Here is a 22,473-nt window from a genome sequence, read left to right as displayed (position 1 = left end):
AATGATACGATTATACTAAAAATAGAGGTAATTATAAAATGAAGATTGCAAAAAATATAACTGAGCTTGTGGGCAATACACCACTAGTAAGGTTAAACACTCCATCTGCGCTTAGTGGAGCTACTATTTTAGGAAAATGTGAGTTTATGAATCCCACAAGTTCTGTAAAAGATAGAATAGGTTTTAATATGGTTAGACGAGGAGTCGAAGCAGGTATGATTCAGTCCAACACTACAATAATAGAACCGACAAGTGGTAACACAGGAATAGCACTTGCGGCAAATTGTGCTGCACAAAACTTAAAACTTATTTTGACTATGCCTGATTCAATGAGTATAGAGAGACGAAATCTTCTAAAAGCACTTGGTGCAGAGCTTGTACTTACTCCTGCGGCTAAAGGAATGAATGGGGCAATTGCAAAGGCAGAAGAACTTCAAAAAGAGACTCCAGACTCTTTAATACTACAACAGTTTGAAAATCCCGCGAACCCAGAGATACATGAACTTACAACAGCAAAAGAGATTTTACGCGATACAGATGGTGTAGTAGATGCTTTTGTGGCAGCTGTAGGGACTGGTGGAACACTTACTGGTACATCAAAAGTCTTAAAAGAGCATAATGCTAACATAGCGGTTTTTGCAGTGGAACCTGCTGCTTCAGCTATTCTCTCAGGGGAATCTCCATCTCCACATAAAATTCAAGGCATAGGAGCTGGATTTGTTCCAGCTATTTTAGATACGCATTGTTACGGTGAAGTAATAAAAGTGAGTAATGAAGATGCTATAGAGACAGCAAGAATGTTGGCTAAAAAAGAGGGGCTGCTTGTGGGGATTTCTGCAGGGGCAAATGTATATGCCGCGATGCAAGTAGCACAAAGGGAAGAATTTCAAGGTAAAACTATAGTTACTATTCTTTGTGATACGGGAGAAAGATACCTAAGTACAGAACTCTTTTGTGAATAAAAAGCTTCTTGAGACAATAAAAGTAGAGGATGGCAAGGTTTTTAATTTGCCATACCATCAGCTGCGTTTAGATCGTGCTTTAGTGAAAAATAGATTGCGTTTAGATGAAATTTTAAACCCTCCAAAAGAGCAGGGAGTGTTTCGATGTCGGCTTGTTTATGATGAAGAGAGCTATGAAATAAATTATTATCCTTATACTAAACGCAGCGTTGAGACATTGAAGCTTGTTTATGATGATACAATAGTTTATGATAAAAAATATCTCGATAGAGGCACTTTAGAGACTCTATTTATCCAAAAAGCTGCCGCAGATGATGTTTTAATAGTAAAAAATGGTTTTATTACAGATACTACAATAGCAAACTGCGCCTTTTTGTATAAAGGTGAATGGTTGACACCTAAAGAACCTCTACTTATGGGTACAATGCGGGCTCGTTTGCTTGATGAAGGAAAAATCAAAGAGGCACAAATTAGTGTGGATGATATATTAAAATTTGAGGGTATGGCTTTGATGAATGCTATGATAGATTTTGATATAATACGCTATAAAAAAATAGAGGATATAATTTGTTAGAAAAGATAATTCAAGATGAAGATTTTGGCGGCTTAATGAAGAAAAATATTCAGGATTTAATTATTTTATTCTTTGAAAAAGAACAAAATTTTGGAATACTGTGCAAAATTGAAGAGATTTCATTTAATCCTGAACTTCCCGAAGATATAAATAGCGAGTTTAGACCATTAACACTCTTTTTTCTAGCAGGTTATACATTTGAGACAGCTCGAATTGAAGATGGATACCTTATTTTTGAGGCTGGTTTTGGTAGTGATAATTTTGGAAGTATTGTAAGTGTACCACTATTGAGCATTATTCAGGTGATTGTAGATGAGACACCAGTTCTTATTAATTTAGCAGTGCAAACGCAGCGCGAAGAAAAAACGACTAAGACAGATGAAAGTGGTGTGAAGAACTCAATGGCTTCATTTTTGTCAAATCCAGAGAATTCTAAGTTTTTAAAGTAAGGGAAGTTTTTCCCTTTTATACTCTGTGTAGTGATAAAAGGTAGTTGACTACATTGTCAACAAAGGCATCATGCTTTCTCTCTTTAAGATAAGCAATATAGAAGTGTCTTGTAATTTTATGATTTTTGAGTTTTGCTTCAAAAAGTCTTCCCTCTTCAATTTCAGATTTAATAACATGGCGTGACATAATTGAAACAAGAGGTCTCTCTGCATTTTTATCAGCATGCATTATTGTCTCTTTTATTGAAGTTGGACTTGTAAGGACACCAATTACATTGAAATTGTTACAGTTTACACCTAACTCTTCAAAAGTTTCAGCAGTTAAGCGTCTTGTATGTGAATCTTCATTTCTACATATCCAATCAAAATCTAATAAATCATCAGCACCAACATGTTTTTTTATAGCTTGGTTTGAAAAGAGAACTAGTTCATCTTCTACCCACTCTCTATAAATAATCCCATCTCTAAATATTGGTGATTCAATAAGGGCAACATCTATTTTCTTATCTTCAAGCTGGTCGATGATTTTTTCTGAAACATCAACATTCATAAATACTTCATTGCCAATACGTTTTTTTATTTCACCAAGATAATTTGGAAGGACATAGTTGCCAATAGAAAATGAAGAACCCATAACAAAGGTAAACTCTTTGTTAATAATTTTTAGTAAATCCTTTTCACTTGCCTGTATCGCTTTTTCAAGTCTTTGTGCAATTCTATAGAGATCTTCTCCCTCTTTTGTAAGCACAATTCCGTTTTTCTTTCTCTCAACAATTTTGGTGTCAATATACTCTTCTATAAACTTGATTTGTTGTGTCACAGCAGGCTGTGAAATTCCCAGTTTTGCTGACGCTTTTGAAAAACTCTTCTCTTTGATAACCATCAAAAAAGTTTGTAATTTAGCAAAATCTCTTAACATAATAATTCCTATAAGTAATAATAATATCAAAATTATAACTCAATATTATAATTATTGCAATAGTTTTGTGATAATTTCAAATTATTTTGTTATAATATTATTAATTTGAAGTTAATAGTGGTTGTATATGGAAAAAATATTTAATAAATTAAACGAGTCACAAGCAAACGCAGTCAAGCAGACAGAAGGTCCTGTGCTTATTTTAGCAGGTGCAGGGAGTGGGAAGACTACTACAATTGTTTCACGTTTGGCATACTTAATTGAAGTAGTTGGTATCCCAGCATCCAATACTTTGACGCTGACATTTACAAATAAAGCAGCAAAAGAGATGAAAGAGCGTTCTCTTGCAATGATAGAAAATATTGCTTATCCTCCTCTGCTTTGTACTTTTCATAAGTTTGGCTTATTATTCTTAAAATTTAATATCCATCTTATAGGAAGAGCAAATAATTTTGTTGTGATAGATACGGATGATAAAAAACGCATCATTAAAAAGATAAATTCAGAATTACCAACGCCACTAATAGCGAGTGAAATCTCAAGATATAAAAATTCACTCCTCTCTCCTGATGATGCATATAAGCAAACGGAACTTTTTAACTATAAACAGATAGCAGAGGTTTATGCAGAGTATGAAAAGTATCTCAAAGAGAATAATCTTGTTGACTTTGATGATTTGATTGCTATTACATATAGACTGCTTGATGAAAACCCTGAGCTTGCAAAGGCAACTTCTGAGCGTTACAAATATATAATGATTGATGAGTATCAAGATACAAATGAACTACAACTAAAACTTCTACAAAAGCTCTGCACTTCTCATAATAACCTCTGTGTAGTGGGTGATGATGATCAGAGTATTTATGGCTGGCGCGGTGCGAATATTAGAAATATTATTGAGTTTGATAAAGATTTCAATGGTGCAACAGTATTTAAACTTGAAGAGAACTACCGTTCTCGTTCACCTATTTTAAAGGTTGCGAATGCACTTATTGAGCATAATCGTTCACGCTTAGGCAAAAAGTTAATTGCTACAAGAGGAAGCGGTGAAGATGTTACTATTTTAAATTCCAATGATGAAAATGAAGAGGCAAGAAAAATAGCACAAAATATTCAAAAACTTTTAGATGCTGGTGTGCATGCAAAAGAGATAGCTGTTTTGTACCGTGTTAATGTTCTCTCTCGTTCTATTGAAGAAGGTTTAAATCGTTCTGGTATAAATTACAGGCTGGTAGGAGGACTTCGCTTTTATGATAGAGCGGAGATAAAAGACCTTATTTCATATATTAGAGTCATTACAAACCCTCATGATGATTTCTCTTTAAAAAGAATTATAAATAAACCAAAGCGTGGTCTGGGAAAAGCGAGTATAGATAAAATTGAACTGGCCGCTAATGCACAGGGGAGCTCAATTTTTCAATATATTAAAAATGTAGATGTCAAAGAGCTAGAAGCTTTAGTAAAGAAAAAGAATACGCTTACCTTGAAAACTTTTATGCAAAGTTTAGAGGATGTCGCTGCAGCTACAAAAGAGTCTACTTATGATTTTATAGATATATTAGAAGAGACTTTTCATGTTAAAGATATATATTCAAATACACAAGATGCACAAGAACGCCTACTTAATATGGATGAATTTTACGGACTCTTTCGAGACTTTATCAAAAAATCTCCAGAGGCGACTTTAGATGAGTTTTTAAATGAGTTGACACTGCAAAGTGAGCAGGATCAGGTTGAAGGTGAAAGTATATATATGATGAGTATTCACGCTTCAAAAGGCTTGGAATTTGAACATGTATTTGTTATAGGAATGGAAGAGGGCTTTTTGCCACTTGTTGGAGAGGGTAGTGACCTTGAAGAGGAGAGGCGCTTGGGGTATGTTGCCTTTACCCGTGCAAAAGAGACGCTTACTCTTTGTCATGCCGCAAGTCGTTTTTATAAGGGACGAAGAAGTGATTTGGAAAAAAGCAGATTTTTCAATGAAGCGGGACTTTGTGAAGGCTCTTTAATAGTAGAGAAAAACACTGCGTTTAAAAAGGGTGACCTAGTTCGCCATAAAATTTTTGGTACAGGTCGAATAAATGGCATCAGTAAATCTGGTAGAGAGTTTAAATTAAACATTAATTTTGCTGGAACAAAACGAGAAATACTGGCATCATTTGTTGAGAGATTATGAATCGACTCATAGTTGCATATAAACCCTCCGGAATTGGTTCAAATAAATTTCTCTACACTCTTAAACGCAAGTACTCAGAAAAAAAGGCTGGTTTTGCAGGAACACTGGACCCTTTTGCAAAAGGAGTTTTGCTTGTCGGATTTGGTTCGCATACAAAACTTTTTCGCTTTTTAAATAAAACACCAAAAACATACCGTGCAACACTTTGGCTTGGTGCAAAGAGTGATACTTTAGATAGTGAGATGATAAAAGACATTGAAATCTTACCAGAGTTGTCACAGCAAAAAGTAGCAGAGGTTATTCAATCTTTAGAGGGTGATTTGGAGTATGAACCACCTATCTTTAGTGCTAAGCGTATAAATGGTGAGCGTGCTTATGATTTGGCTCGTGCTGGTAGAGAGGTTGTTCTAAACAAAATTAACTCTACAATTTATAGTACAAAGCTTATTCATTACTCACATCCATATGTAACTTTTGAAGCTACGGTGAGTGAGGGGACATATATCCGTTCTCTTGGATTGATTGTTTCACAGAGACTTGGCATAGAGTTTGGCTCTCTAACTATGCTTGAACGGCTTAATGAGGGACAGTTTTTTTATGAGAATGAGAAAGCTTTAGATATAAAGAGCTCTCTTAATATCCCTCAAAACTATTATTTGGGTGATTATGATAATATTAGATATGGAAGAGTTCTTGCTTTAAAAGATTTCAAAGTGCAAGAAGCAGGAACTTACTGGATTGATAATGGTAACTACATCTCTGTTGTAACACTAAACGCAGCAGACGTAAAATATGAATTAGGCAGGATAGAATGTTAGTATTGGCAAGAAAAATAGATGAATCTATTGTTATTGGAGACAATATTGTCGTAAAAGTAATTGCTGTGGAAAATGGTGTCGTAAAACTTGGCATTGATGCTCCAAAAGAGATCTCTATTATGCGTAGTGAACTTTTAGAAGAGATTGCAAAAACAAATAGGGCGGCTATGGGCAACTCTGATGAGAATGACATTACAGCTATCTCTAAATTGTTAGGAAACTCATAAGATTATGAAAAAATACAGGGCTTTCGCAAAGGTAAATATATTTTTAAAAATAACTGGGATGCGAGATAACTACCATGAAATAGTCTCACGATTTATGAAAGTAAATAATCTCTATGATGAGCTGTGCTTTGTCTCTAAAAAAGATCTTTCTGCAACATCTTCTGAGTTTAAAATTATAGGTAATTTTTCATGTAATACAAAACAAAATACAATATATAAAGCCTATGTTTCCCTGCAAAAAGCAACTTCTAGTGAAGCTTTAGAAAATTTGATGCATACTCATGCTATAAAAGTTGAGAAGAGTATTCCTGCTTTCGCTGGACTTGGTGGGGGAAGCAGTGATGCGGCAACTTACCTGAAAATGTGTAATGAAGTGCTGCATTTGGGCTTGAGTCTTAACGAACTTGCCGTGATTGGTCTTGGAGTAGGTGCAGATGTACCATTTTTTATCTATGGTTATGAAAGTGCTAATGTCAGTGGTATTGGTGAGGTGGTGGAGCAGTTTGATGAGCCTTTGCTCTCTTTTGATATTTTTACTCCTAATATAGAAATTAGTACACCAAAAGTTTACAAATCATATAGAGAAAATTTTTATAATCCTATTGATGGATTTCAAACGCAGTCACTTAAAAAGATGACTTCTCAAGCAATTTTAGCAAGTATGACTCCAAAAGAAGCAAATGACCTCTTTGCGCCAGCACTCAAAGAGTATCCAGCGCTAGAGAGTCATTACAGAGAAAATTATTTTTTTAGTGGAAGCGGAAGTAGTTTTTTTAAAGTAAAAGAGGACAACAATGGGTGAAACAATAGCAAAAAATAAAAAAGCATATCATGACTATTTTATTGAAGAGAAGTTTGAAGCAGGGATTGTTTTGAGTGGGAGTGAGGTCAAAGGTTTGCGTGCACATAGAGTAAACCTCAAAGATAGTTTTGTTAGATTGGTAAAAGGAGAGGCATTTTTATTTAATGCACACATTGGCAGATTAAACACTACACACCACTACTATGGGCATGAGGAGAGAGGTACACGGAAGTTATTGTTACATAAAAAACAGCTGCAAAAGATGGAAAAAGCAGTGACCCGTGATGGCTATACAATAGTGCCGTTGCAACTCTATTTTAATGATAGAAATATTGCAAAAGTGCAAATAGGAATTGCCAAAGGGAAGCTTTTGCATGATAAACGCAATGACTTAAAAGAGAAAGCACAAAAGAGAGATATTGCAAGGGCAATGAAGGATTACTAATGAGGTATCTAGTTGTCTTTTGTCTACTTATCTCCTCTTTATCTGCGTTTAGTGTTCGTGTGATAAATGATGAGGTAGCAAGAGGAAGCACTGCGTTTGTAGAACTTCATGCGACATCTCACATAAAATACTTAGATATTATATTTGATAAAAAGAAATTTCCTATTTTTAAACATCCTATGAAGAAAGGATACTATTTTGCCTTAGTTCCGATTTCATATTATATGCGTGTTGGCAGTAAAAAGATGGAAATTGAGTATTTAAACGCAGGTGAAAAAAGAGAACATGCACTGCGTTTAGATGTGCTTGTGGGGGAATATAAAAAAGAGCAGATAAAAGTTTCAAGTAAAAAGGTAAATCCAAAAGCAGCAAGTGTAAAAAAACGCATAGCAAAAGAGTATAAAGAAGCTATGCAAATTTACAACACTGTTGATAAAAAGAGTTATATCTCCAAGAAGTTTATTTTACCACTTGAGAGTAACATTACAAGTCCCTTTGGAACAGCTAGAGTATATAATAATTCACTCAAAGGTTACCATAGCGGTACAGATTTTCACGCAAAAATGGGAACACCCATAAAAGCTGCAAATGATGGTCGCGTTGTTTTAGCACGGAAAAGATTTTATTCTGGTGGTACGGTGATTATAGATCATGGAGAGGGAATTTATACCTGCTATTTTCATTTGAGCAGTTTTAAAGTAAAAAAAGGTGCGTTTGTCAAACGCTCAGAAATAATTGCACTCTCAGGAAAAAGTGGCAGAGTAACCGGGCCACATCTACACTTTAGTGCAAGAGTTGACGGAGTACAGGTTGATCCCTTACAGTTGATTACACTACTAAACAATAATTTATTAAAAGGAAAAAAATGACACTATTTCAACTCTTAATGCTTGGTGCTTCGGCATTTTTTGCATATAAAATTTATGAACATATTCAAACACTTCAAGATCCACAAGAGAGTGATATGAAGCATGATACACCTAGAACAGCAGAGGCTTTTTCACCGTTTGATGCTTCATCTTTGATTGATAAAGCAGATGAAGAGATGCAAAAAGGTGACTTGCAAAAAGCACTTGCAATCTACTCAGAAGCAAATATTAAGGCACCTAATAATCCTGAGACACTTTTTAAAATGGGATATACTCTTGGGCAGCAAAATAGAGATGATGAGGCACTAGAATATTACAAAGAGGCTCTTGCACTTGATCCTAACAATAGCTACATACATCAGGCGATGGCATCACTTTATAGAAAAATGGCTGCGTTTGAGAAGGCAAAAGATCATTTAGAAAATTCACTTTCACTTGATGCAAACAATCCTATTACATACTACAATTATGGAAATCTACTTGTTGATATGAAAGATTTTGATGGGGCAAAAAAAATGTATGAAAATGCACTGCGTTTAGATAGCAATATGAAAGAAGCACAAGAAGAGCTAGACAAACTTACAAAGGAAGCATAGATGAAAATAGGCGAAATTTATGAATTTTTAGACAAACTCTCACCTTTTAATCTGCAGGAGTCTTGGGATAATTCAGGGCTCTTAATTGGTGATTTTGAAGATGATATTTCAAACATTGCACTAAGTATAGATGTAGATGAAAAACTTATAGATTCTTTAGAAAAAAATACACTTTTAATTACCCATCATCCTATTATTTTTGGCGGATTAAAGCAGTTAAATTTTTCGAAATATCCTGCAAATTTAATTCAAAAAATGATTCAAAAAAACATTTCAAATATTGCAATGCATACAAATTTTGATCAAACACACCTTAATGATTATGTAGCAACGGAGGTACTTGGTTATGAAATTAAAGAAAAAAATGGATTTGTTGCTTATCTTAATGTAGATGAGGATTTTAATGTTTTTGTGAAAAAAGTATCGTCTGCGTTTGGTATTAAATGTGCAAAAACTGTAAAATGTGCAAATAGGGTCAAAAGAGTGGCGCTAACGACTGGTTCGGGCTGTTCTTTGATGCGTAGTTTAGATGCTGATTGCTTTCTGACAGGGGATATTAAGTACCATGATGCAATGGAAGCTAAAAGCATAAAACTCTCTTTAATTGACATCGGACACTATGAAAGTGAGTGCTTTTTTGCTCAAATTTTACAAAAGCATTTGAAAATTTTAGGTTTAAAAGTTATAATTGCATCATCAGAAAACCCATTCACATATATTTGATATATATTTAAGCCCAAAGGACACCAATGAATAAACATTTACAACAGTTAATCGACCTTTCAATTATTGACAAAGAAATTGATGCATTTGAACCTCAAATTGAAGAAGCAAACTACAATTATGAAGCTGCACTTGCAAAAACAAAAAGTATTGAGTCAGATATTGAAAACTTAACGAATGAGATAAAAGACGAAGAAGTTAAAAAAGCAAAAAATGAGCTTCATCTTGCAGAACTTTCTCAAAAACTTGAAGAGAATGCAAAAAAAAGTTCAGAAGTGAAAACTGAACGTGAAATGAAATCTTTGCAACTTGAAGAAGAGATTGCAAAAGAGCAAGTGACATTTGCTAATGAAGAGATTCAAAGACTTGAAAAAATCATTGAAGCAAAAAAAGAGCAGATAGAAGCGGCAAAAGTGACATTCGAAGAGTTGAGTGCAAATCTTGAAAATGTAAAAGCTGATGTTGATACAAAATTGGAAAAAATCAACAATGAAAGACAAGAAGTTTTCAAAAAGAAAGAGAAACTTTTATCTGAAATAAACCAAAAAGGTTTAGCTTTTTACCAAAAAATCCGTCGTTGGGCTAAAAATACGACTGTTGTACCTGTTGAAGACCAAGCATGTATGGGCTGTCACATGGTTATAAGCGATAAAGTTTACGCTGATGTAATCAAAGGTGAAGACATTACAAACTGTCCTCACTGTGGACGTATTCTCTATATGAAAGCGAATGAAGAAGAGTAGGCTTGAAGCCGTTTTTTCTTTTCTACTATATTTTAAGTGTTGTGCTCTTTTTAGTAGCACTTCCACTTATCATTATTCTTTCGTTTAAACAAAAATACAAAGAGTCAATTCCCTCACGCTTTTTTCTTTTTAAAAATCCACCTTTTAAAAATTCTCAATCTATTTGGTTCCATGTATGCTCACTTGGTGAAGCACGAGCGCTGAAGCCTATTTTAGATAGATTAAATGAAGAGAAGGTTGTTATTACGACCATTACACAAACTGGACAGGATGAGGCTAAAAAGTATGATGCTGAAATCCGATACCTGCCTTATGAAATGTATCTGCCTTTTTGGATAAAACCACAAAAGAAGCTTATTGTTTTAGAGGCAGAGTTTTGGTATATGCTTTTTGTTATGGCTCATGCTAGAGGTGCGGAGGTAATACTTTTAAACGCAAGAATTTCTGATAAAAGCGTTGATAAGTATATGAAATTTGCATGGTTTTACAAAAAACTTCTGGCAAATGTTTCTACTTTGTATGTGCAGAGTGAAGTGGATAAAAATAGATTTTTTGCACTTGGTGCAAAAAATATTGAAGTGATTGGGAATATTAAACTTGCAGGTGAGATTAAAAAAACCTATGACTATGTGAAACCTGATTGTGAGCTAATAGTAGCAGGAAGTACACATCCAGATGAAGAGGAAAGTGTATTGGCTGCGTTTAGTAGCTATAAAACTGCAAACAGCGGAGCAAAACTTGTTATTGTTCCTCGTCATCCAGAGAGATTTGAAGAGGTGTACTCTTTGATGGAAGAGTTCGCGTTAAAAGAGCATTTGTCACTTGAGCGTTTTTCACAAAATAAAAATTTTACAAGTGATTTGATACTTGTTGATATGATGGGTGAATTAAATAATATTTATGCCATTAGTGATATAGCAATTTTAGGTGGAGCGTTTAGAGATGATGTTGGTGGACATAATCCTTTAGAACCTGCATATTTTGGTTGTAAAATTATTACAGGTAAACACTTTTTTCACCAAAAAGAGCTTTTTAAATATGTACATCATGTGCAGTATGTAGAAGCAACAGAGTTAAACGCAGCGCTAAACGCAGCAAAAGAACTTCCTCCTTCAATGGTCGAAGAGAAGATAGATTTACAAAAAGTTATTGATAAAATTAAGGAATAAAATATGGCAACCCAAAAAGCATATAAATTATTGGCACAACAAGAGGGAATTTCAAATTCAAACGCAAAGTCTATGATAGACCGTGGACTTGTATATGTTGGAAACAAAAAGGTAATGATAGCTCGTGGAGAGATTGATGAGCGGACTATGTTTAGAGTGATAAAGATAGAAAAAGCGAAACCAATTTTTGAAAACGATGACATTATAGTCATAGATAAACCAGCTTATGTAAACTCTGATGAGATTGAGAGACAATTTCGAGGCACAAGACTTTTACATAGACTTGACCGTGAAACAAGTGGTGTTCTAATGCTTGTAAAAAATGAAGAGTTCCGCCAAAAAGCAATAAAAGAGTTTGCTCAAGATAAAGTCTATAAAGAGTATATTGCATGGGTAGAGGGGATTGTAACCGAACCTATAGAAGTGGATAAGGCTATTGTTACACAAAAGAAAAACAACAGAGCCTATTCAAATGTCTCACCAAAAGGAAAACCTGCAAGAACAGAATTTTTTCCAGATATTGTGAGTGCAAAAAAGACAAAAGTAAAAGTGATTATTCATAATGGGCGTACACATCAGATTCGTGTTCATGCAAGATATATTGATCATCCTATTGTAGGTGATGAACAATACGGTGGTCGTCGGGCTAAACGTGTTATGCTTCATGCACATAAAGTAAGACTTTTAGGTATGGAATTTACTGCACCTGAACCAAAGAGTTTTAAAACTTTTGAATAAAAACTTGGCTACAATACGATAAAAAATTATACTATAGAGAAAGAGGTTATGCAATGTTTGGTACTTTAACGGATTCGTTTACAAATGCTATAAAAAAGATTCGGTTTCATGATGATGATAAAGCACTCTCAAAGGCTCTTAATGAGCTAAAGAAAAATCTTTTAAAAGCAGATGTAAATCATAAAGTTGTCAAAGAACTTATTACAAAAGTGCAGACACGCACAAAAGAGAAGGGGATAGGAAAAGATCAATTCCTAGAAGCACTCCGTGAAACACTTAATGAACTTTTAGAAGTTGGAGGAAACAAAGGCTTTGTTTTTGCTCCAAACCCTCCAACTGTTATTTTAATGACAGGTCTTCAAGGTTCTGGTAAGACGACAACAACGGGTAAACTTGCAACATATTTAAAAAACAGACAAAAAAAAGTTTTAATTGTTGCAGCCGATTTACAGCGTTTGGCTGCGGTTGAACAGCTCCGTCAAATCACGGCACAAATAGAAGTAGAACTCTATGAAGATGAAGCGACTAAAAATCCAGTAGAAGTAGTAAAAGCTGCGATTGAGTACGCAAACTCGAAAATTTTTGATGTTGTCCTTATAGATACCGCAGGGCGTTTAGCGATTGATGATGAGTTGATGCAGGAGCTTCATGATGTAAAAGAGGTTGCAAAGCCTGATGAGATTTTTTATGTAGCAGATTCACTGACAGGTCAAGATGCAGTAAGAACAGCGACTACTTTTAAAGAAAAAATCGGCATTGATGGTGTAATTCTCTCAAAATATGATGGTGATGCAAAAGGTGGGGTTGCTCTTGGGTTATCATCTCAAGTACAAGTACCATTGCGTTTCATTGGTATGGGTGAGAAGATGGAAGATTTGGAAGTCTTTTTACCTGAGAGAATTGTCAATCGTCTTATGGGATTTGGAGATGTCGAGGGACTTGCTGAAAAGGTAACAAATGTCATTGATGAAAAGCAAGCAAAAAAACTGACAAAAAAGATTCAAAAGGGAAAATTTAACTTCAATGACTTTTTAGAACAGATGGAGCAGATGAAAAAGATGGGTTCAATGAGCTCAATCATGGGAATGATTCCAGGTATGGGCAATATGTCTAAAGCCATTAAAGACTTTGACTTTGAAAACTCCGGTGAGCTTAAAAACATCAAAGCGATGGTAAGCTCTATGACGCAAAAAGAGAGAGAAGACCCAGACCTTTTAAACAACTCAAGAAAACAGAGAATCGCAAAAGGGTGTGGACTTGAGGTTGTTGAGATAAACAGAATGATAAAACAGTTCAAAAATGCTGGTAAAATGGCAAAGAAATTCTCCGGTAAAAATGGCATGAAACAGCTCCAAGCAATGATGGGACAATCAGGTGGTCCTGGTGGAATGGGCGGACTTCTTCGTTAAAAGACTCCTCGTTCATATTTTAAACCTCATTCATTTCATATCTTTAGATATGAAATGTTACATATTTACTCATGAAAATCCCCCCCCCATTTCAAACCGAAAAATAACAAAATATTAAATATATGAACACTATAATTAATAATACTTAAAAAAAGGCAAAAAAATGAGAAAATATATTTCAGTAACTCTTTTGCTAGCACTTACTCTAAGCTTTAATGCTTGTAATAGTGGAGGAAATAATTCCTCACCTGATTCAACAAATGTAGGCTCAACGGGAACAAATGTAACGGCACTCGATGGTTACATAAAAAATGCAACGCTTAAAGATGCTTCGGGACAAACAGCAACATACAGCGGAGCAGGCGGAAAATATACTTTTACATCTTCTGTAGCATATCCACTTACACTTACAGGTGGAGCATATGAAGATACAAACACAAGCTTTGATATAAATATGAGTTGTAGTAGTGGGAGTGTTATATCTCCCATTACAACATTTATAGATGGAAACTCTACAGTTTTAGGAAAGTTGGCAAACTTAGCTCTTAGTGATAATCCTGCAACGCTCTCAGATTTTTCAGTTGATTATATAGCTGCAAACAACACAGACCTGGCTAAACTTGCGCAACTGCTTTATGTAGTAGAAAAAGATGGCAATCTTACTCATAAACTAAGAGCAGATATGAATGCAACAAGCCTCAATGCACTCTATACCCAGATACAGAGTGATATAAACGCAACTGTTACAGATACGACTCTACAAAACAATATGAGAGTTTTTGTACAAAAAGTAAAAGAGATAAACACTACTGTAGCTGTTTCATCGTATGAATCGATGCTCAAAACCTATAAATCTACTTTTGCAACTATCACATGGAGAGGAAAAACCTATGGTCAAGTTGCCTCACCTTATACAGGAAAAATTTGGCTTGACAGAAACTTGGGAGCATCCAGAGTAGCAACGGCAGTGGATGACAATCAAAGTTATGGAGACTACTACCAGTGGGGAAGAGCTGCAGATGGACACCAGAAGTCCAACTCCACAACAACCGCAACTCTAGCAACAGACATCAATGCTACAAATGAAAATGGTAAATTTATAACAAATAGCAATTCACCATGCGACTGTGCAGAAAGTGGTGTAGATGACAACGGAAGTTTAAGAAGTACAGCTTGGAGCAAAACAGATGGCAATTCAGTCTGCCCAGCAGGCTTTAGAGTTCCAACGCTAGATGAATTAGCAGCAGAAACTGTTAATAACAGTGGAGGTGATTCCTTTGAAAATAATACAGATGTTTTTAATAATTTTTTAAAATTGCCATCTGCAGGTGACCGCGGCCGCGGTGATGGCACTCTGAATTATCAGGGTTCAGGCGGTATCATTTGGTCAAGTAGCCCGGCTGGTTCTGGCTCGTACGATCTGTACTTCGTTTCAGACGATGCGGGCACGGGCAACGGCTGTCGTGCTTTCGGCTTTTCGGTTCGCTGTCTCAAGGATTAAAAAATGCTTTTATAGAAACTATATCACAAGGAATGAGATAATTTAAGAATTATTTAGTTATAATTCGCTCGAAATTAAAATCTTCTTAAACAATACCTCTGTGATAAGAAGATTTGTAACCTATTTACTGGTTACATGTGTACATCCAACTATAGAGATGGTAAGAGGGAAGCTAAAACTATATAGATTTTATTTATATCTTCATTTACACTTCCCCTTCAACTACTTTTCTCACGATGCACAAATGTAACCAGTAATAGGTAAATTAAAAAAATAGGAAACAAAATGACAGTAATTAGACTTACTCGTATGGGAAGAAAAAAACAACCATTTTACCGTATCGCGGTAACAGATAGCCGTAAACGAAGAGATGGTGGTTGGATTGAACTTATTGGTTACTATAATCCAATGACAAAAGAACTTAAAGTTGATAATGAAAGAGTTGATTATTGGTTAGGTGTTGGTGCTCAAATGAGTGACCGTGTTAAAAAGATAACTGGTCGTTAGTAGTTATGATAGCTGATTTTGTCGCACAATTTGCAAAACTGATAGCATCTAATCCGGATGATATAAGAGTTGAAGTACAAGAGGGTGACGAAATAACACAAATAATTCTCTATGCAAACCAAGAAGATATTGGTAAGCTCATAGGTAAAAGTGGTAAGATGATTGGTGCGATTAAAACTGTTATTTCTGGCTGTAAAGCTAAAGATGGTGTGAGTTATCGAATCAATGTTGAAGCAGTTTAACACAATGAAACTTCTTCATATCGCAACAATTGGTAAAACAGTTGGTTTAAAAGGCGATATGAAATTACATATTAAGTCTGATTTTCCAGAACAGTTTGTAAAAGGCGCAGTTTTTTTTATAAATAAAAAGGATAAAGTCACTTTAAGTGATGTGAACCTTGGTCGTGGACTTGTGAAATTGAATAATATTACAAATCTTGAAGATGCAAAAAAGTTTACAAATGCGAAACTTTTTACAACATATGAAGATACAAGAAAGAATTGTCATTTAAATGAAGGCGAATATTTCTTTTTTGATTTAGAAGATTGTGATGTTTACGAAGATGGAAAGAAGTTAGGTAATGTACATGAAGTTGAGAGAATTGGTATTACCAATTATTTGAGTATAGTAACAGATGAAATTTTACTGAACGAGGGTTTTGCAAAAAACTTTTTAGTTCCTTTTATGGAACCTTTTAAAGTGAATGTTGATATAGATAAAAAAGTTATCACGCTGAGTGGTGCTATGGATATTTTAGAAGCATCATAATGAAATACACATTTGTTACTCTTTTTCCTAACCTTATAGAGGGTTATTTTAAAGACTCAATTTTAAAAAGAGCGATTGATAAGGATGTTATTGAGATAGATTATCTTAATCCTAGAGATTACTCAAAAAACAAACATTTTAAAGTAGATGACACGGCAGTTGGTGGTGGAGCAGGGATGGTTATGAATCCTCAACCACTATTTGATGCTTTGGATGATTTAAAATGTAAAGATGAAAATGTTCATATTGTTTTTTTAACTCCTGTTGCAAAACCTTTTGTACAAAATGATGCAAAGCGTTTAGCACAAAAATCCCATATAGCTTTTGTGAGTGGAAGATATGAGGGAATTGATGAGAGAGTTATAGAAAAATATGCTGATGAAGTTTTTTCTATTGGTGATTACATATTAACAGGTGGCGAACTAGCCTCCTTGATAATATGTGATGCAACGAGTAGAAATATAGAAGGGGTACTTGGAAATTCACAATCTTTAGAGGTTGAGAGTTTTGAAACGCCACTTTTAGAAGCACCATCATTTTCAAAACCAAAAATATATGAAGGCCTAAGTGTTCCATCAGAATACTTAAAGGGAAATCATAGTAAAATTCGCTCACTAAAATTAGCCTTGTCTGAATGTAAAACAAAATTTTTCAGACCAGATGAGCTAAAAAGATATAAAGTTACAGTAAAGCTGTAAAAAATTAAGGATTTAATCTTGAGAAATAAGTATATTGAAAACTTTGAAAAAGCACAAACAGCAGAGAAAAATATTCCAGATTTTCGTGCTGGTGATACTGTTAACTTAGCAGTAACAATTAAAGAAGGTGACAAAACTCGTGTTCAAAACTACGAGGGTGTTTGTATTGCAAAACGTGGTCAAGGTACTGGTCAAACTATTACAGTACGTAAAATCGGTGCTAACGGTGTTGGTATTGAAAGAATTTTCCCACTTTATTCTGACTCAATTGCAGAGATAAAAGTTATTCGTCGCGGTCGTGTTCGTCGTGCTAAACTCTTTTATCTTCGTGATCTTGCAGGTAAAAAAGCTCGTATTAAAGAACTTAGAAGAAAATAATTCTTCTGAGCTCTTGAGCTCTATAAATCCTTAGAATATTCCCCCTTTACACACTATATGTATAGTGTAGAAAATTTCATCAAAATTTTTAACAAACTTCAAACATACATAGTATAATAACTCAAAATCAGTTTTCAAGATAGTGGAGTATTATGCAATATTTAAAAGATTTAGAATCTGTTGTAAAAATTAATTCCTATACAAAAAATAAACGTGGCGTTGATAGAGTTGGTCTTTTATTTGATACATGGCTGCAAGATTTGGGTTATACACCAAAGATACATAAGCGTGATGCTATTGGAAATCATAGACACTATCTCTCTTCGCATGATAAATTCTCAAAAAAATTACTTCTCTTAGGTCATTTAGATACAGTTTTTCCTCAAGGAAAATTTGAGGAGTATAGGGTTGATGAAAAGTGGGTTTATGGAGCTGGTGTTTGTGATATGAAAGGCGGTAACATCGTCTTAGTTGAGGCATTAAGAGCACTTAAAAAAGAGGGCTTAGATATTCGAAATATTGATATTCTTTTTGTCAGTGATGAAGAGAGTGGAAGTGATGATTCTAAACATTTAACAGCCGAATTAGCAAAAAATTATGATTACTGCTTCGTTTATGAAGCAGCTGGAAAAAATATGGAAGTTGTAACTGCTCGTAAAGGTGTAGGTACTTTTTTTATAGATATTGAGGGAAAAGCAGCACATGCTGGAAACCATTATTCAGATGGTTATGATGCAAATTTGGAACTTTCCTATAAACTTCAAGAGTTGGTAAAACTTACAGACTTAAAAAGGGGAACTACAGTAAATGTTGGAAAAATAGAGGGTGGAATAGGTGCAAATACAATTTCTCCCCATGCGCATATGGTTTTTGAACTGCGATACACCACTATTGATGAACGCCAAAGGGTTCTAAACGCAGTGAATCATATTGTAAATACTTCTTATGTCTCTGGTACAAAATCGAAGTTAAGTGGTGGCATTCAAAGGGATGTGATGCAACAAAGTTGTGAATCATTAGATTTACTAGAAGATATTAAGCGTATAAGCTCTCAAGAAATTCTGCATGAAGCTAGAGGGGGAGTAAGCGATGCAAATATTGTAAGCTCCTGTGGTGTAGTGACTTTAGATGGCTTTGGACCTTATGGTGATGGTGATCATACAGTACATGAAAGAGCAGATAAACAGAGTTTTGTAAGTCGGATAGATTTAAGCAAAAAATTATTTCAATATTTTATACAACATGGTGATTTTAAAAAAGGGGATAGCAATGGCAAATAGAAAAATAGGTATGTGGTTATATAAAAATGGTGGCGGAGATAAAATTGCCAAAAAGATTATTAAAGAGTTAAAAGAGAGAGAAATTGAGACATTAGATGATGTTAGTTTGCGTCATGCAATCGCTAAAAATGGCAATATTATTTATAGAGGAGAAGAGCATTATGGCGAAAAATTAAATAAACTAGATCTCTTTTTCTCTTATAATGCCGGAGAGCAGACACAATACCAAATGTATTTATATCAAGCTCTCAATAGAGTGATACCGATGATAAACTCTTATGATGCTTTTGCTTTGACTGAAGACAAATTCCATACCTCTTTTGTTTTGCGTAATCATAAGATTGCGACACCTGATTATAACCTTTGTCATAGAGATGATGGGCATGAGTTGAAAAAAATTATAAAGAAATGGGATAAAATGGTTTATAAACCAACAGATGGTTGGGGTGGAGTCGGTTTAACAAAAATAGAGAGTGAAGCAAATTTAGATATGCTTATGCCATTTTTAAATCAGATGGATTTACGATATTTTTATATAGAAAAATTTATAGATTATGATAACACAGATTTTCGTGTAGATATAGTTGATGGACAATTTGTAAGTTGTTATGGGCGTAAAGCGAGTGGAGATGATTGGCGCACAAATGTAACCAGTGGTGGGAGTGTTTTTATGCGAGAAGCAAATGATGAAATAATTGATGTTGCAATAAAAGCCTGTAATGCGACTGGTGTAGATATTGGTGGAGTTGATATTATATATGATAGAGAAAAAGAGGAGTATATAGTACTCGAAGTAAATGGTATTCCTGCTTTTGCAACTCCAGAACAAGAAAAATTAGGTCTTGATTTCAATGATAAAAAGATAAAATTAATTGTAGATTTAATAGATAGAAAAACAAAAAAATAAGATAAGAGAAGCATTTTAAAGTATAATTGCATTACTAAACTACTTTGAAGGCCTTACTTTGAGACAACAATATACATCCTATGATGAGTGTGTGGAGTTTTTCAACTCTGCACAAAAAACAAATCCTGAGCTTTTCCAAGTCGAAAAAATCGGTACAACATGGGAAAATAGAGAGATAATAGCAGTTAGTATTACAAAAAATGTAAAAACTAATTTAGATAAACCTGCACTTTTTTATACGGGAACTATCCATGCAAGAGAATGGATTGGAATAGAATTATCTTTGAGTTTTGCCAAATATATACTTGAACATATAGATTATGACCCTATACTAAATCAGATTTTAGATAAAACAACACTTTATATGGTTCCTTGTGCTAATCCTGATGGTTTTGAATACTCAAGAAACCATTTTGCTTTTTGGAGAAAAAATCGTAGAAAAAATCCAGATGGTAGTTATGGAGTTGATTTAAATAGAAACTTTAGTGTGGGATTTACTCCAAACAAAACTTATACATCTAATGTTTATTCTGGACCTGCTGCGTTTAGTGAGCCAGAAACTGCTGCATTACGAGATTTCGTGCTAGGTCATAATAATATTACTATAGCGCTGGATTATCATTCGCAAGGTAATGTCTTCTTCCCCGCGCATAATTTTATTCATGAAGATGCTGATGACGCTATAGATTTGAACCTCTTAGCTGGAAATATGGCAGAAGAGATTAGAAAAGAGTCCTCTCGTGAATATGGAATACATATGGGAAAACCTCCTGTACATCTTATATCTGGAAGCGGACGAGAATTTTATTATTCACAAGGAGCACTCTCTTTAGTGGCAGAAGTTGGGACGAGAAACATTAGTGATTATCAAGAAAATATGAGTGAAAATATTGAGGAAAATATTCCAGCACTTATTATGGCTTTATCTGAAGTGAATAATTATAAAAAAGAAAATGCTTTACCAAGAGTATTAAATTTTGTAGCACAAACAATAGAAGCTAAAGAGATAGAACTTGCTTGGGATTATTCTGATGATGAAACTATCTATTTTGAAATATATCGTTCAAATAAACTTAAGGGATTTGCACAGGCTTCAAATAGAATAGCTCTAACAAAATCTAAAACTTATGTAGATTCAAACTTGAAGAGTGCTAACAATTACTACTATTATATTCGTGCTGTATGTAAAGCTAAAGGCGTTAAGTCACCATATGCACAGGTCTTAAGTGTAAGAACAAAACCAGCAGAGAGTATGTTCTCTAAAATTTTATATCCTTTAGATGCTAAAATAGGTTATGTTGGTGAAAAAACAAAGAAAAATCAAGAGCACTTTGGAAACAACTCTCTTTTTGTAGGTATCTCAGAACAAAAAGGTGAATGTTATGGAGTATGTGGGTTTGCCTTAAATAGTATTCCTGAAAATGCAGTTTTAACAGAAGCAAAAATATCATTTTATCCTATGAATAGAGTTGCTGTTCAGGTTGAAAAATATGGTGAATGGCGTGTTGGACAGATGGATGAGAGAACTATTGATGATATAGATAGCTTTGATGATATAAAAAATGCAAAGATGCTCTCTTATATTGATAGACCTACGAGTTCACATCAACTATCTCAAGGAGTATGGAGAACATACCAATTTGCTGCACAAGAGTTAAAAGTACTTCAAAAAGCTTTAAAAAGAAGAGAAGCATACTTTAGGATGGAAGGACCGAGCTCTTTACCATTAGATAGGGCTTCACAAATGATGCAGTGGGATATAGGATATGGAAAATTTAGTGGAGGACTTACCTATAGACCAAAGTTAGATATTACATATACAATCAAAGAAGCAAAAATAGATATAGAGTCATCTTCTGTTTTTAGTGTTAGTGTAAATAATTTTAAAGAAGATACTCTAATTTCTGGTTTTGATAAAAATGGCATGAAAAAATATGCTTGTATTGAGTTTGACTTATTAAATCTTCCAGATTTAGATAATACCGTTTTTTCTGATGCTTATATAGATATTGAAGCTGCTACGATAAATGTAAAAGAAAATACTTTACGTTTTCATGTTGAGCTTATTGAATCTATAGAAGGTGAAGTGACATATGAAAAAATTCAAAATAGGAATGTTATAGAAAGAGTAGGATATGATGTTAGCACTCAAGATGTAAAAAATTCTAAAAAACAAAGATTTGTATTTGATACATATACTTTAGAACAGCTTATTGAAATGTCAAAAACTCAAACAAAAGCAATGTTTATTTTGTCCACTACATCAGAAAAAGAAAATAGTCACTCTGTAAATATAAATTGGATAGATAAAAAACATATAAACAAGCCAACATTAAGTATAGACTATATTAGAAAGCGTAAAAATCCACCAAAGCAAGTTGAAGATTTATCTACAAAAATAGAAGATGGTATGATTAAACTTACATGGACGAATCCAGATGATGATGGATATAAGGGTGTAATAGTTGTGAAAAATAGATTTAGAGTTCCATGTAGCCCTTATGATGGACAGAAACTATATGGAGGAAGTGATAATTACACTTATGATAATTTTGGTGATATAGATGTCCATAAGTATTATGCGGTGTTCTCTTATGATGATGTACCGAATTTTTCTGAGCCTGTATTTATAGAGGTCAATAATTAGTAATTGATTGTAAAAAGGGTACTTGGAAAAGGAATTTCAAATTCTCCCCAAATTTCCCAACGCATTAAGTAACTATTAAGCATCACTTCTCTATAATTCCCATCCACAAACAGAGAGACCTTGTTTAAAAGGGCTAGAGAGACTTCAAGTAGAAGCTTTTGAGAA

Annotated in this window: 25 protein-coding genes; 24 read left to right on the top strand and 1 reads right to left on the bottom strand. The window is 34.2% G+C overall.

The window, feature by feature from the left end:
• Positions 1-38 precede the first annotated feature (38 nt).
• Genes cysK through MV589_RS03460 form a run of 3 tightly spaced genes read left to right on the top strand, consistent with a single transcriptional unit; the run spans position 39 to position 1,985 of the window.
• The gene (cysK, locus tag MV589_RS03470) at positions 39-962 is read left to right on the top strand and encodes a cysteine synthase A (RefSeq protein ID WP_297432078.1); all 924 of its coding nucleotides are present in this window, start codon (positions 39-41) and stop codon (positions 960-962) included.
• Positions 955-1,536, top strand: a complete 582-nt coding sequence (locus MV589_RS03465) for an aminotransferase class IV family protein (RefSeq protein WP_297432076.1) — start codon at positions 955-957, stop codon at positions 1,534-1,536. Before cysK ends, MV589_RS03465 begins: the two co-directional genes overlap by 8 nt.
• Positions 1,530-1,985 carry a hypothetical protein gene (locus MV589_RS03460; protein ID WP_297432074.1) on the top strand — a complete coding sequence of 152 codons (456 nt, stop codon included), beginning with the start codon at positions 1,530-1,532 and terminating at the stop codon, positions 1,983-1,985. The genes MV589_RS03465 and MV589_RS03460 overlap by 7 nt, the downstream gene beginning before the upstream one ends.
• A 16-nt stretch (positions 1,986-2,001) precedes the next feature.
• Here the strand turns inward: MV589_RS03460 and MV589_RS03455 are convergent, their stop codons facing one another.
• A complete protein-coding gene (locus MV589_RS03455; protein ID WP_297432073.1) occupies positions 2,002-2,904 on the bottom strand; it encodes a LysR substrate-binding domain-containing protein in 903 nt (300 codons plus the stop codon).
• 127 nt (positions 2,905-3,031) lie between these two features.
• On the opposite strand from MV589_RS03455, the gene MV589_RS03450 reads away from it, so the two are divergent.
• The 21 genes from MV589_RS03450 to MV589_RS03350 all read left to right on the top strand — a co-directional run bounded on the left by MV589_RS03450 (position 3,032) and on the right by MV589_RS03350 (position 22,308).
• The gene (locus MV589_RS03450; RefSeq protein ID WP_297432071.1) at positions 3,032-5,080 is read left to right on the top strand and encodes an ATP-dependent helicase; all 2,049 of its coding nucleotides are present in this window, start codon (positions 3,032-3,034) and stop codon (positions 5,078-5,080) included.
• Positions 5,077-5,898 (top strand): pseudouridine synthase family protein, encoded by an 822-nt coding sequence (locus MV589_RS03445; protein WP_297432069.1) that lies wholly within the window; start codon positions 5,077-5,079, stop codon positions 5,896-5,898. Before MV589_RS03450 ends, MV589_RS03445 begins: the two co-directional genes overlap by 4 nt.
• Complete coding sequence (gene csrA / locus MV589_RS03440) at positions 5,892-6,125, top strand: carbon storage regulator CsrA (RefSeq protein ID WP_297432067.1); 234 nt, start codon at positions 5,892-5,894, stop codon at positions 6,123-6,125. Before MV589_RS03445 ends, csrA begins: the two co-directional genes overlap by 7 nt.
• A 4-nt stretch (positions 6,126-6,129) precedes the next feature.
• Positions 6,130-6,927, top strand: a complete 798-nt coding sequence (locus MV589_RS03435; protein ID WP_297432065.1) for a 4-(cytidine 5'-diphospho)-2-C-methyl-D-erythritol kinase — start codon at positions 6,130-6,132, stop codon at positions 6,925-6,927.
• Positions 6,920-7,372: an SsrA-binding protein SmpB gene (smpB, locus tag MV589_RS03430; RefSeq protein ID WP_297432063.1), complete on the top strand. Its 453-nt coding sequence runs from the start codon at positions 6,920-6,922 to the stop codon at positions 7,370-7,372. Before MV589_RS03435 ends, smpB begins: the two co-directional genes overlap by 8 nt.
• Entirely contained in the window at positions 7,372-8,241 is an 870-nt protein-coding gene (pgp3, locus tag MV589_RS03425) for a peptidoglycan metallopeptidase Pgp3 (RefSeq protein WP_297432061.1), read from the top strand. The genes smpB and pgp3 overlap by 1 nt, the downstream gene beginning before the upstream one ends.
• Entirely contained in the window at positions 8,238-8,837 is a 600-nt protein-coding gene (locus MV589_RS03420; protein ID WP_297432059.1) for a tetratricopeptide repeat protein, read from the top strand. The genes pgp3 and MV589_RS03420 overlap by 4 nt, the downstream gene beginning before the upstream one ends.
• Positions 8,838-9,560, top strand: coding sequence for a Nif3-like dinuclear metal center hexameric protein (locus MV589_RS03415; protein ID WP_297432058.1), 723 nt, complete (start codon positions 8,838-8,840; stop codon positions 9,558-9,560).
• A 26-nt stretch (positions 9,561-9,586) separates the two neighbouring features.
• Positions 9,587-10,303 (top strand): zinc ribbon domain-containing protein, encoded by a 717-nt coding sequence (locus tag MV589_RS03410; RefSeq protein ID WP_297432056.1) that lies wholly within the window; start codon positions 9,587-9,589, stop codon positions 10,301-10,303.
• 2 nt (positions 10,304-10,305) lie between these two features.
• A complete protein-coding gene (gene waaA, locus MV589_RS03405) occupies positions 10,306-11,472 on the top strand; it encodes a lipid IV(A) 3-deoxy-D-manno-octulosonic acid transferase (RefSeq protein ID WP_297432054.1) in 1,167 nt (388 codons plus the stop codon).
• A gap of 3 nt (positions 11,473-11,475) precedes the next feature.
• Entirely contained in the window at positions 11,476-12,210 is a 735-nt protein-coding gene (locus MV589_RS03400) for a pseudouridine synthase family protein (protein ID WP_297432052.1), read from the top strand.
• Between the two features lie 53 nt (positions 12,211-12,263).
• Positions 12,264-13,619: a signal recognition particle protein gene (gene ffh, locus MV589_RS03395; RefSeq protein ID WP_297432051.1), complete on the top strand. Its 1,356-nt coding sequence runs from the start codon at positions 12,264-12,266 to the stop codon at positions 13,617-13,619.
• Between the two features lie 163 nt (positions 13,620-13,782).
• Positions 13,783-15,120: a fibrobacter succinogenes major paralogous domain-containing protein gene (locus MV589_RS03390; protein WP_297432049.1), complete on the top strand. Its 1,338-nt coding sequence runs from the start codon at positions 13,783-13,785 to the stop codon at positions 15,118-15,120.
• Between the two features lie 285 nt (positions 15,121-15,405).
• On the top strand, positions 15,406-15,627 hold the full coding sequence (gene rpsP / locus MV589_RS03385; protein ID WP_297432047.1) for a 30S ribosomal protein S16: 222 nt from the start codon (positions 15,406-15,408) through the stop codon (positions 15,625-15,627).
• Positions 15,628-15,632: 5 nt separating this feature from the next.
• The gene (locus MV589_RS03380) at positions 15,633-15,869 is read left to right on the top strand and encodes a KH domain-containing protein (RefSeq protein ID WP_297432044.1); all 237 of its coding nucleotides are present in this window, start codon (positions 15,633-15,635) and stop codon (positions 15,867-15,869) included.
• Between the two features lie 4 nt (positions 15,870-15,873).
• Complete coding sequence (rimM, locus tag MV589_RS03375) at positions 15,874-16,398, top strand: ribosome maturation factor RimM (RefSeq protein ID WP_297432042.1); 525 nt, start codon at positions 15,874-15,876, stop codon at positions 16,396-16,398.
• Complete coding sequence (gene trmD / locus MV589_RS03370) at positions 16,398-17,096, top strand: tRNA (guanosine(37)-N1)-methyltransferase TrmD (RefSeq protein WP_297432040.1); 699 nt, start codon at positions 16,398-16,400, stop codon at positions 17,094-17,096. Before rimM ends, trmD begins: the two co-directional genes overlap by 1 nt.
• A gap of 18 nt (positions 17,097-17,114) precedes the next feature.
• Complete coding sequence (gene rplS / locus MV589_RS03365) at positions 17,115-17,474, top strand: 50S ribosomal protein L19 (protein ID WP_297432038.1); 360 nt, start codon at positions 17,115-17,117, stop codon at positions 17,472-17,474.
• A gap of 152 nt (positions 17,475-17,626) precedes the next feature.
• A complete protein-coding gene (locus tag MV589_RS03360; protein ID WP_297432037.1) occupies positions 17,627-18,754 on the top strand; it encodes a M20 family metallopeptidase in 1,128 nt (375 codons plus the stop codon).
• Entirely contained in the window at positions 18,744-19,661 is a 918-nt protein-coding gene (locus MV589_RS03355) for an ATP-grasp domain-containing protein (protein ID WP_297432035.1), read from the top strand. Before MV589_RS03360 ends, MV589_RS03355 begins: the two co-directional genes overlap by 11 nt.
• 58 nt (positions 19,662-19,719) lie before the next feature.
• Positions 19,720-22,308 (top strand): M14 family zinc carboxypeptidase, encoded by a 2,589-nt coding sequence (locus MV589_RS03350; RefSeq protein WP_297432033.1) that lies wholly within the window; start codon positions 19,720-19,722, stop codon positions 22,306-22,308.
• The last annotated feature ends 165 nt before the right edge of the window (positions 22,309-22,473 follow it).

Source organism: Sulfurimonas sp. (assembly GCF_026991475.1).
In the GTDB taxonomy this organism is placed as follows: Bacteria; Campylobacterota; Campylobacteria; order Campylobacterales; family Sulfurimonadaceae; genus Sulfurimonas.
Note: the sequence above shows the minus strand (reverse complement) of the source record. Positions and strands in the feature narration are given on the sequence as shown.

Bases quoted from the DNA above. Each gene is read 5' to 3' on its own strand.
- cysK (WP_297432078.1), top strand. From the start codon at position 39: ATGAAGATTGCAAAAAATATAACTGAGCTTGTGGGCAATACACCACTA.
- MV589_RS03455 (WP_297432073.1), bottom strand. From the start codon at position 2,904: ATGTTAAGAGATTTTGCTAAATTACAAACTTTTTTGATGGTTATCAAA.
- MV589_RS03450 (WP_297432071.1), top strand. From the start codon at position 3,032: ATGGAAAAAATATTTAATAAATTAAACGAGTCACAAGCAAACGCAGTC.
- MV589_RS03445 (WP_297432069.1), top strand. From the start codon at position 5,077: ATGAATCGACTCATAGTTGCATATAAACCCTCCGGAATTGGTTCAAAT.
- csrA (WP_297432067.1), top strand. From the start codon at position 5,892: ATGTTAGTATTGGCAAGAAAAATAGATGAATCTATTGTTATTGGAGAC.
- MV589_RS03435 (WP_297432065.1), top strand. From the start codon at position 6,130: ATGAAAAAATACAGGGCTTTCGCAAAGGTAAATATATTTTTAAAAATA.
- smpB (WP_297432063.1), top strand. From the start codon at position 6,920: ATGGGTGAAACAATAGCAAAAAATAAAAAAGCATATCATGACTATTTT.
- pgp3 (WP_297432061.1), top strand. From the start codon at position 7,372: ATGAGGTATCTAGTTGTCTTTTGTCTACTTATCTCCTCTTTATCTGCG.
- MV589_RS03420 (WP_297432059.1), top strand. From the start codon at position 8,238: ATGACACTATTTCAACTCTTAATGCTTGGTGCTTCGGCATTTTTTGCA.
- MV589_RS03415 (WP_297432058.1), top strand. From the start codon at position 8,838: ATGAAAATAGGCGAAATTTATGAATTTTTAGACAAACTCTCACCTTTT.
- MV589_RS03410 (WP_297432056.1), top strand. From the start codon at position 9,587: ATGAATAAACATTTACAACAGTTAATCGACCTTTCAATTATTGACAAA.
- MV589_RS03400 (WP_297432052.1), top strand. From the start codon at position 11,476: ATGGCAACCCAAAAAGCATATAAATTATTGGCACAACAAGAGGGAATT.
- ffh (WP_297432051.1), top strand. From the start codon at position 12,264: ATGTTTGGTACTTTAACGGATTCGTTTACAAATGCTATAAAAAAGATT.
- MV589_RS03390 (WP_297432049.1), top strand. From the start codon at position 13,783: ATGAGAAAATATATTTCAGTAACTCTTTTGCTAGCACTTACTCTAAGC.
- rpsP (WP_297432047.1), top strand. From the start codon at position 15,406: ATGACAGTAATTAGACTTACTCGTATGGGAAGAAAAAAACAACCATTT.
- MV589_RS03380 (WP_297432044.1), top strand. From the start codon at position 15,633: ATGATAGCTGATTTTGTCGCACAATTTGCAAAACTGATAGCATCTAAT.
- rimM (WP_297432042.1), top strand. From the start codon at position 15,874: ATGAAACTTCTTCATATCGCAACAATTGGTAAAACAGTTGGTTTAAAA.
- trmD (WP_297432040.1), top strand. From the start codon at position 16,398: ATGAAATACACATTTGTTACTCTTTTTCCTAACCTTATAGAGGGTTAT.
- MV589_RS03360 (WP_297432037.1), top strand. From the start codon at position 17,627: ATGCAATATTTAAAAGATTTAGAATCTGTTGTAAAAATTAATTCCTAT.
- MV589_RS03355 (WP_297432035.1), top strand. From the start codon at position 18,744: ATGGCAAATAGAAAAATAGGTATGTGGTTATATAAAAATGGTGGCGGA.